Origin of the sequence: Dialister sp. CAG:357 (assembly GCF_000435155.1) — a bacterium.
GTDB lineage: Bacteria > Bacillota > Negativicutes > Veillonellales > Dialisteraceae > Dialister > Dialister hominis.
On the sequence record NZ_FR896362.1, the window covers coordinates 1 to 8206 of the forward strand.

10 protein-coding genes are annotated in these 8206 nt (G+C 53.1%); all 10 read right to left on the bottom strand.

The window, feature by feature from the left end:
* Nucleotides 1–159 precede the first annotated feature (159 nt).
* Nucleotides 160–834, bottom strand: a complete 675-nt coding sequence (locus tag M3200_RS01040) for a hypothetical protein (RefSeq protein ID WP_022381684.1) — start codon at nucleotides 832–834, stop codon at nucleotides 160–162.
* A 57-nt stretch (nucleotides 835–891) separates the two neighbouring features.
* A complete protein-coding gene (locus M3200_RS01045) occupies nucleotides 892–1803 on the bottom strand; it encodes an alpha/beta fold hydrolase (RefSeq protein ID WP_288178063.1) in 912 nt (303 codons plus the stop codon).
* Between the two features lie 78 nt (nucleotides 1804–1881).
* On the bottom strand, nucleotides 1882–2910 hold the full coding sequence (locus M3200_RS01050) for an alpha/beta fold hydrolase (RefSeq protein WP_022381686.1): 1029 nt from the start codon (nucleotides 2908–2910) through the stop codon (nucleotides 1882–1884).
* Between the two features lie 32 nt (nucleotides 2911–2942).
* On the bottom strand, nucleotides 2943–3389 hold the full coding sequence (locus tag M3200_RS01055) for a hypothetical protein (RefSeq protein WP_022381687.1): 447 nt from the start codon (nucleotides 3387–3389) through the stop codon (nucleotides 2943–2945).
* A 25-nt stretch (nucleotides 3390–3414) separates the two neighbouring features.
* Nucleotides 3415–3864, bottom strand: coding sequence for a hypothetical protein (locus M3200_RS01060; RefSeq protein WP_022381688.1), 450 nt, complete (start codon nucleotides 3862–3864; stop codon nucleotides 3415–3417).
* Nucleotides 3865–3894: 30 nt separating this feature from the next.
* Nucleotides 3895–5103, bottom strand: coding sequence for a GNAT family N-acetyltransferase (locus M3200_RS01065; RefSeq protein ID WP_022381689.1), 1209 nt, complete (start codon nucleotides 5101–5103; stop codon nucleotides 3895–3897).
* Between the two features lie 19 nt (nucleotides 5104–5122).
* Nucleotides 5123–5623, bottom strand: a complete 501-nt coding sequence (locus tag M3200_RS01070; protein WP_022381690.1) for a nitroreductase family protein — start codon at nucleotides 5621–5623, stop codon at nucleotides 5123–5125.
* Nucleotides 5624–5848: 225 nt separating this feature from the next.
* Entirely contained in the window at nucleotides 5849–6820 is a 972-nt protein-coding gene (locus M3200_RS01075) for a carboxylesterase/lipase family protein (protein WP_022381691.1), read from the bottom strand.
* 24 nt (nucleotides 6821–6844) lie between these two features.
* Nucleotides 6845–7480, bottom strand: coding sequence for a carboxylesterase family protein (locus M3200_RS01080; RefSeq protein WP_022381692.1), 636 nt, complete (start codon nucleotides 7478–7480; stop codon nucleotides 6845–6847).
* 128 nt (nucleotides 7481–7608) lie between these two features.
* Nucleotides 7609–8206: LysR family transcriptional regulator substrate-binding protein (locus M3200_RS01085; protein ID WP_288178064.1), on the bottom strand; the 598-nt coding region annotated here is incomplete at its 5' end.

The window sequence follows — 8206 nt, forward strand, 5'->3', positions numbered from 1 at the left end:
TATTCATCCCCCAAATTTCCGTGAAGAGCCAGAAAAAAACATGCGGCGGGCCCCATTTTCGTCCTTCCATCATTCACCGCTCTCCCCGTCCCCACGCAAAAAGGCTCTCTTTCGAGAGCCTTTTTGCCTTCCATCCTTCATACCATTCTTCTATCCTGCCTACGCTTCTTCCTGGAGGCGTTCGATGCGGCCGCTGATGGTGCTCAGGCTGTAGAGCACTTTGGAAGCTTCGCTTTCCTGATACGGCTTTCTTGCGGTGACCGTTCCCTCCATTTTCTGGCCGTCGATGCCAGCCGGAAGGAGGACTGTGTCGCCCTCCCGGATCGATTCGTCATCTGTTACGTAAAGACGGGAACCATCCTTCGTTTCTACGCGAAGGACATACCGGCCCCTTCCTTCCTCCAGACGGCCATTGAAAAGCCAGAGCGGATATGGCCGCGCCAGCGTTTCTCTGATGAGGCGGCTGAGTTCGATGTCGCCTGCCTCGTATTCGTCATGACAGAGGTGGCCGCGGATTTTCTTGCGCATGCCATCCTCCATCGTTACTGTCATTTCCCAGCATCCTGGATTGTCTTTCTTTTTCTTCTTTTCATAGTTTTCAGCAAAGTACATGCTGATATGCTCGAAGATGTTTTCGACATCCGGTTTGGTGATATAAAAGGTATCGGACCAGGCTTTCACATAGCCGCTTCTGATATCTCCGAATACGTATCGTGAGATCTTCACTTCCCCGTTTGACCAGATCGTCACGTGCTGTTCCACTTCATCGGCCGGCGACGGCGATACGCCGTACTTCAGCCTTGTGGAAATGATTTTTATTTTGTCAAAGCTCATGGTTTCTCCATACTCACGCAGACCTCGGGCTCTTCCTTCCCTTGCCTGCGCCTTCCATCAGTATAAAATCGGTTTCCCGAAAGGTATCTGTTCTTCGCCCTGCACTTCATCCATGCCTCTCTGCAGCGCTTCGATGTTGTATGCGATCTTCCTCGTCGTGACGAGCCCGGCTCTGGATGTGCCCATGAATGGTAGCATGGCCGCGCGGATCAGCGGGAAATTGTACATATACACCGTATGCCAGGCTCTCGGCACGATGCAGAGGCAGGAGTGCGGAATCCACTGGGATGCGGCAAAGGCAGTCACCATCGGGCAGTGGGTGTCGCCGTCTCCGCATACGAGGAGGACGGGACATTCAATCTGCGAAAGGAAATCTTCATCGATCTCCAGTGAATGGAGGTAGCTGATCTGCGTATTGAAGATTTCTTCGGCCCTTTCGGGTTCCGGCATGAGGGCTTCCTGCTGAGCGATAAAATCCGGATCAGCATTGACGACGTCCGAAGAGGGAATCGATGACGGGATGAATCCCTTCTTCAGCGTTCCTGCTCCGATAGCGACGATGCGATCGACTATCTCAGGTTCCTCGATGGCCGCTTCCATGGCAGCATAAGCACCATCGCCCACGCCGACAATCATGACGGGATCTTCCGCCTCTTCATGAATGACGGCCAGGACGTCTGCTGCTTTCTGCGAAAGGGAAAAAGGCATATGACCCATTTCCGACTTCCCCTGTCCGCGTGAAGAAACGACGATGACGCGGTAATACTCGCGTATTTCATCGATCATGCTTCCCAGCTCATAGGAACAGCCGGTGCCCCCTTCATTCAGGATGACGACATCATCCCCCAGCCCATACACTTCGTAGTAAATCTTTGCGTCACCAGATGTGACGTAGTGCCCCGCTTCCGGATTATTTCCATACGGGGTTTCGCTGCCTTCCGTAAATTGAGGCTGCAAAAAGTACCGCATAACGCATCCTTCTTTCGTGCCCGCCCCGGGCCTTACTTCCATCCTCCACTCCCGCGAAGGGAGTTCTCCACAAAGGATTTAGTGATTGTCTCCCAGATTCCCGCTCTCCAGAATCTTATCATTGTAAGCCACTTTCTTTGACGGAAGGAGATCAGATTCCTTCGCATCAAGGAAAGGTTCTATTCCTGCCCATACGACAGGAAAATTATCCAAGAACGCCGTGTGCCATGCTTTCGGCACGATGAGGAGGCGTCCGTTCTTCAGAAGATCCGCCGCTTCGACCATCGTCACCATCGGTGCGTGGTCGTCTTCGTCCCCTGCGATCAGAAGGACGGGGCATTCGATCTTCCCAAAGTTTTCCTTGCCCACTTCCATGCCGTTCCAGAATTTCATGTAGTCCTTCATGAAGGACCCCCAACGCTCCGGTTCCGGCATCAGCTTCTTCTGCTGTGCAAAGAAGGCAGGATCGACTTTTTCAAGCGCTTCCACATCGATATCGGCTGAGAAATATCCCTTTCTCAGAGTACCTGCACCGATCGCTGCGATTCTTTCCACGCGCTCCGGCGCAAGGACGGCTGTCTCATACGCGGAATAGGCGCCGTCGCTGAAACCGACGATCATTGCTTTCTTCACATGCGCTGCATCCATGACAGCAAGGACATCTTCGCCTTTCTGTTTGTAGGTCAGAGGCGAATGACCGATTTCTGACCGGCCGTGGCCTCTTGTCGACATGACGATGACTTCATGGTTCTTCCTGAGTTCATCGATGATGCATCCCATTTCATAAGGAGTGCCTACGCCGCCTCCATGAAGAACGACGACCGGCGTTCCCTTGCCGTAGACTTCATAGTACAGCCTGGCATCACCGGACTGTACATAATGGCCAGCTTTTTCATTATTCCCATACGGTGTGCTGCTTCCCACAGCGTCCGCTTTTTCCGTGAACCAGCGAAGCGGCTGTGCTTCCTTCTGCTCCACGACGCCTGCCGTTCCATCTGCCGGCAGCGCTGCATAGGCTGCCTGTGCATCATGGATGCCATAAGCGGCCAGCACGCCTGCGCCAAGCGCGAGCGATGCAAGCCATTTCAACTGACTGTGTTTCTTCATATACTCTCCTCTAAGACTTTCATCAAAGGCCGTTACGGTTCATTGAAAAGCCAGAGGCGCGGTCTTGAAACTGCCTCGCGGATCTTGTCGCCAAGTTCGTTCAGCTTGGCCGAGCATGACGGAATCGAATTCTCATCGATCGGTATATACTCTCCCGATACCGTCAGGACATTTCCGTCTTCGTCCTCGATAGAAACGACCCAGCAGTTTCCTTCACCCTTGTCCTCTCCGCCAGACTTTTCTCCAAAGAAGGCTCCCAGAAGATTCAGGATTTCCTCTGCTTTTTCAGATGGGATCTCCAGATGCTGGTCCGGACAATCATACGTCTTCGTCTCCGCCGATTCGCCCGGATTCTGTCCCGTGATTGTGACGTTTCCGCCGCGTCCGATCGTGACCGTCTGTCCCTTTTCAGTGCCCGGCGCCTCCGCCTCCTTCACTGAAGCAAGCCTCGACTCGATCGTAATCTTCGCTGCTTTCATGATCTCTCCTTTGCCGGATATCCGGCTACTCATCACTGCCGGTGAAGAGCCGGAAATCCCTCCGCCGCAGCATCTTTCTTGTCAGTCCGTCAAGGAAACGGGCGAAGGAGTCCCTGGCTTCCGCAAAGCCTGTCTCCGTCCACTTCGTCCCGTCCTCAAGCTGCAGCTTCACTTCCCAGATTTCATCACCCCTGACAGGCTCCCTCTCCGGGTGCATGGAAAAAATGCGCTGGTACTCGAAAAGAAGCTCCTTCGCTCTTTTCCCCGGAATCTGGAAATCTTCCTCGCTCTTGACCTTGAGCACAGGTTCCTTTTCGGATTTTGTCTTTTTATATGCAAACCTCTTGACCGAAATACGGCCGTTTCTGCGGATTGTGACCTCCTCGCGGACCTCACTTCCCGCGGGAGCCTTGAAGGCATTCTTATTCTCTGATGTCACCCTGACCTTCTTCAGCTCCGGAATACCGTCTCTCATTATCCCTCCTGAAAGATCGTCTCCGTGTCTTTATTCTCCTGCAAGCAGACGATACATCACATGGATGTCTTCGTATTCGCCCTCTTTATTCTTGAAGCCTCCCGGGATGATGCCCAGGTCCGTGAAGCCAAGACGCAGGTATAGATGGTACGCATGGACATTGGAAGCGACCACTGCATTGAACTGGAGAATCTGGTAGCCGAGCGCCTTTGCCTGCTTCAGGCAGTCCTTCACGAGAAGCTCACCCAAGTGGAGCCCCCGGCAGCTGCTCTTCACTGCATAGCTGGCATTGGCAATATGGCCGACGCGGCCGATATTGTTCAGATGAAGAATGTAGAGGCCGATGATTTCGCCATCAAGCTCAGCGACAGCCGTATACTGCGCGCGGAAGAAATCTTCTGCTTCCTCAGGTGTCTTGAGTCCTCCGATCTGAGGAAATGCATTTCCTGCATCCACGACCTCATTCCATATCTGAGCGGCCTCCTTCGCATCCTCACCCTTGAAAGGACGGATGACGACATGAGCCCTTGCCTCATTCTCTTCGCTTTCCTTCTTCTCCTTCGGTTCCTCAAAAAGACTTGCCTTGCCGAAGACAGCGCTGAAATCATCGATAACAAGCGGTGCCTGATCTTTTGTGAACTTTGTCTTCTCGACGACGACAGCCACCTTCTTCGTCAGATCCACATCGATCGGCACGACCACGCGGTCGCCCTCTTCGATCAGCGGATCATCCGTCAGATAATAGTAGCGCTTGCCGCCCTTGACGAATTCAACCGTGAGGAGGATGTATCCTTCCTCCCAGCCCGTCTTGCCAGGCCTTCCATCGAAGAGCCAGAGACCGTAGCGGCGTTCCAGCTTTTCACGGATAAGCTGATTAAGATCCTTATCCCCAAGCTTGTACTCACCCTCGAGCGGGCCTGCTGCACGGTACTTCTGTCCCTCATCATCGGTCATCGTCAGTTTCCAGCCGCCGATATCCGTCGTGATTTCCGGAGTTTCCCAGTACTGGAAATATCCTGCACACGTTTCGAGGATTTCTTCTGCGTCCCCCTGCGGGATGCGGAATTCCTCATTCGATGCGACTACATTATCTACCGTTTCATCGCCGAAAAGGATTCGCTGCACACGCACGCGGCCGCTGGCATGAATCGTCACCCGCTGCTCCACTTCATCATTGAATTCCGGACGCGGGCGGAATGCTGTACTGGCTGAACTGATTTTGATCTTAACTAACTTCAATGGTAAGCCCCTTTTCTACTTATTTGATATAGTGAATCCTCGTCTCGTCGAAGCGATTCTGCTGCGGGCGCATCGGACGTGCCGGATAGCCTATCGCAAGCAGACAGAAAGGATCATACTCTTCTGGAAGATCGATGGCTGCTCTCGTATTGGCCATACGTTCCTCTTCCGGATAAACCCCAAGGTAAACGCCGCCCAAGCCCAGGTTATCTGCCTCGAGCCAGACGTTGCCGGCGCAGAGCGCCATATCCTGCTGAATCTTTTCAGGGAACGACAGCTTTTCCTTCCTGCATGCCAGAGCAATAATGAGCGGAGCTCCTGCTGCGCATGCGGAATGCTTGCTGACCTTGGAAAGCGCCTGGATCGTGTCCTTATTCGTGACCACATAGAACACCCACGGGCGCTGATTGCCTGCACTTGGCGCCTGCATGCCTGCATGGAGCATCTCTTTGATCTTCTCCTCTTCTACAGGCTGATCCTTGAACTGACGTACACTTACGCGGTGAAACAGATTATCCATCATCTGCCTCCTTCTTTTACGACGCGGCCCTTGGCGGCAATCCCCGGCCGCACCTCCGCGCTATTTTGATTATATTAAGTATACCATAAAACACATAGAAACCAATGAATTTATTTATCCACGGTCAATAAAAAATCTCCATGATATCAAATCCGTCATACCCTACGGAGAAGAATCATGGAGTCTTTTTTTCGGTCTTCCAGCCGTCTCCGATTCGGTTCAGAGTCAATTTTCCTTATGTGAGAAATGACGGTCGATCGGACCGCTCCACCAGCGTCCGGAGAGGACATGATGGATGATGATATCCTTCGCTTCCGGATCGATCGAATCATCCGCCTCAAGCGCACGGATGACATCCTCATACGTTTCATGCGCTGTGATCTGTCCGGCCGCAGCCGTATTCCCGTCCGTATGAATGACCAGCGAGCCGAAGCCATCCTTGGCCGTCATCCACTTCTGCCATTCCGGAAGGCCGTTTCCATTTGGATTTCCTGTCCTCATGAAATTTCCTATATACTGCTGGATCATGCGCTTCATATCCTGGAAGCCAGGGTTGTCGAAAGCATGAATCGGGAAATCTGCCGTCGTCGACGTTGCCCTGCCCGTCACGCACGGAATCCATATCCCATGCACGGAGCCTAAGAGAAGCGCTGCCGCATCCCCGACGATTTTCGGATCGTCTCCATAATCGATCGTCAGTGTATAAATAGGCGCCCTGTACTTCCCGACAAGCATCGATGCCGGAGCATCCGCATTGAACAAGCGGTACATCGCGCTTCCGTACTTCTTGGCAAATTCGAATTCCTTCCTCATTTTCTCATTCGTCAGGATGGAACGGTCTGCCACATACGGAGCGAAGTAAGGATCCTGCGCTGCATAGATCGAGAACTCATCCGTCCCCGTTTCCATCATAAGAGGCACGGTGGTAAATGTCTTCGACTTGAAGCCCATCGAGTCAAGCACGATGCCATTCGGATAGAGATGCGGGAATTCTTTCATACGGATATACGCCGGGCCGAAAGCCTTGGCAAGTCTCCCTGCGGGAAGTCCCAAGAGGTAATCCCTCACCTCCGGCGCATCCGAAAGGAGCCATTCCTCTGCCTCTGACAGATACGGCTTCACATGATTTTCCACGACAAGCGGAGTCAGGTGCTCTGCAAAAATTTTCTGCGACGTTTCGATTTCTGCCGTCGTCATGCCGCCGCTGAAAGAAATCGCCTTCTAGAAATATCCCTTCGCATCCGGCGAAATAAGAAGCTCCATCACATCACGTCCGCCCGAAGAGAAACCGGCGATCGTAATATTTCCGGGATTTCCCCCGAAGCTTACAATATTGTCCCTCACCCAGGAAAGGCCGCGGATGGCATCCAGGATTGCAAAATTTCCTGAAGCCTGCGCCGGGTCCTCACCCTTGATGGCACGAAGCGGATTGAAGCCAAGTGCACCCAGACGGTAATTCACGCTGATAGCGATGACGTTTGCTGCATAAGCGAACTCCGTGAAATCCACCTGATCCGCCCCGTCAATCTGGTTGTTTCCCCCATGCAGGAAGAACATGACAGGCAGCCCCGTCTGCTGCGTATCCGGGCGGTAAATATCCATATTGAGACAGTCCTCGACACCCGTCAGCACGCCGTCGCGGTTCACATGGATTCCCATCGGCCCGCTCAGCGTCGCATCACGCACGCCATCCCAGGCATCCGGATATTCAGGAAGCGACCAGCGCTCCGCCTTGCCATAGGGCACGCCCCGGAAAACAAGCGTCTTTCCGCTGCGATACCCTTCCAGGCATCCGTACCGCGTATTCTGTATCGTGTCGTACCAGTACTTCGATGCCACCCTGTCTCTGAAATGCATCCTTTCATTCCCCCTGTATCCGTATATCTAAACACTTTTGTTCATTTTCTCTTTATTTTCTTTATTATACCATTTTTTATGTGACAATTCGTAACAAACTGCCCTAAAAAATGTACGTTTCTGCACAACTATACAGCAAAGTCCGGATGGGCGGCGTATACAGAAAGGATCGTTTCTGCGAAATCCTCCGCATCGCGGCTCCCGCCGTCCGCATGAGAGAGAAGGACGCAGGGAATCCTCTCCTCGCAGTCGAAGAGCGTCCAGGCAAATTCCCCATTATGATCATCAAGGAAACCGGGCGCCAGGCATACGCCCCTTCCCGCTGCCACATTTGTCAGCGTCGTCTCATGATCATGACTCGTGAAGAAATCCACGCCCACCTCCTCGATCATCCGCTTCTGCACACGGCGAAGAGGCGGAGGCGAACCGCCGCCCACCATCAGAGTGCGGCCGCGAAGATCCTCCGGACGGACGATATCCTTCCCTGCAAGCGGGTCGTCCTTCTTCGTGATGAGATAGATCCGGCTGTCAAAGAGCGGATAGGAATGCACATCAGGGATACCCTTCGCATCTCCTGCCATGGCAAAGATCAGATCCTCCTCGCCCTTCAGGAATGAAGAGAAATCCGAGAAAGGAAAGAAATGCGGCATCACCGTCACATCCGGATGCGTCTTTTCAAATGCCTTCATCGCCTCTGGAAGACAGTACAGACACGACCGCATCGGA

Excerpts from the sequence above, each read along its gene's own strand:
- M3200_RS01040 (WP_022381684.1), bottom strand. The coding sequence starts at position 834 with ATGAGCTTTGACAAAATAAAAATCATTTCCACAAGGCTGAAGTACGGC.
- M3200_RS01045 (WP_288178063.1), bottom strand. The coding sequence starts at position 1,803 with ATGCGGTACTTTTTGCAGCCTCAATTTACGGAAGGCAGCGAAACCCCG.
- M3200_RS01050 (WP_022381686.1), bottom strand. The coding sequence starts at position 2,910 with ATGAAGAAACACAGTCAGTTGAAATGGCTTGCATCGCTCGCGCTTGGC.
- M3200_RS01055 (WP_022381687.1), bottom strand. The coding sequence starts at position 3,389 with ATGAAAGCAGCGAAGATTACGATCGAGTCGAGGCTTGCTTCAGTGAAG.
- M3200_RS01060 (WP_022381688.1), bottom strand. The coding sequence starts at position 3,864 with ATGAGAGACGGTATTCCGGAGCTGAAGAAGGTCAGGGTGACATCAGAG.
- M3200_RS01070 (WP_022381690.1), bottom strand. The coding sequence starts at position 5,623 with ATGGATAATCTGTTTCACCGCGTAAGTGTACGTCAGTTCAAGGATCAG.
- M3200_RS01075 (WP_022381691.1), bottom strand. The coding sequence starts at position 6,820 with ATGACGACGGCAGAAATCGAAACGTCGCAGAAAATTTTTGCAGAGCAC.
- M3200_RS01080 (WP_022381692.1), bottom strand. The coding sequence starts at position 7,480 with ATGCATTTCAGAGACAGGGTGGCATCGAAGTACTGGTACGACACGATA.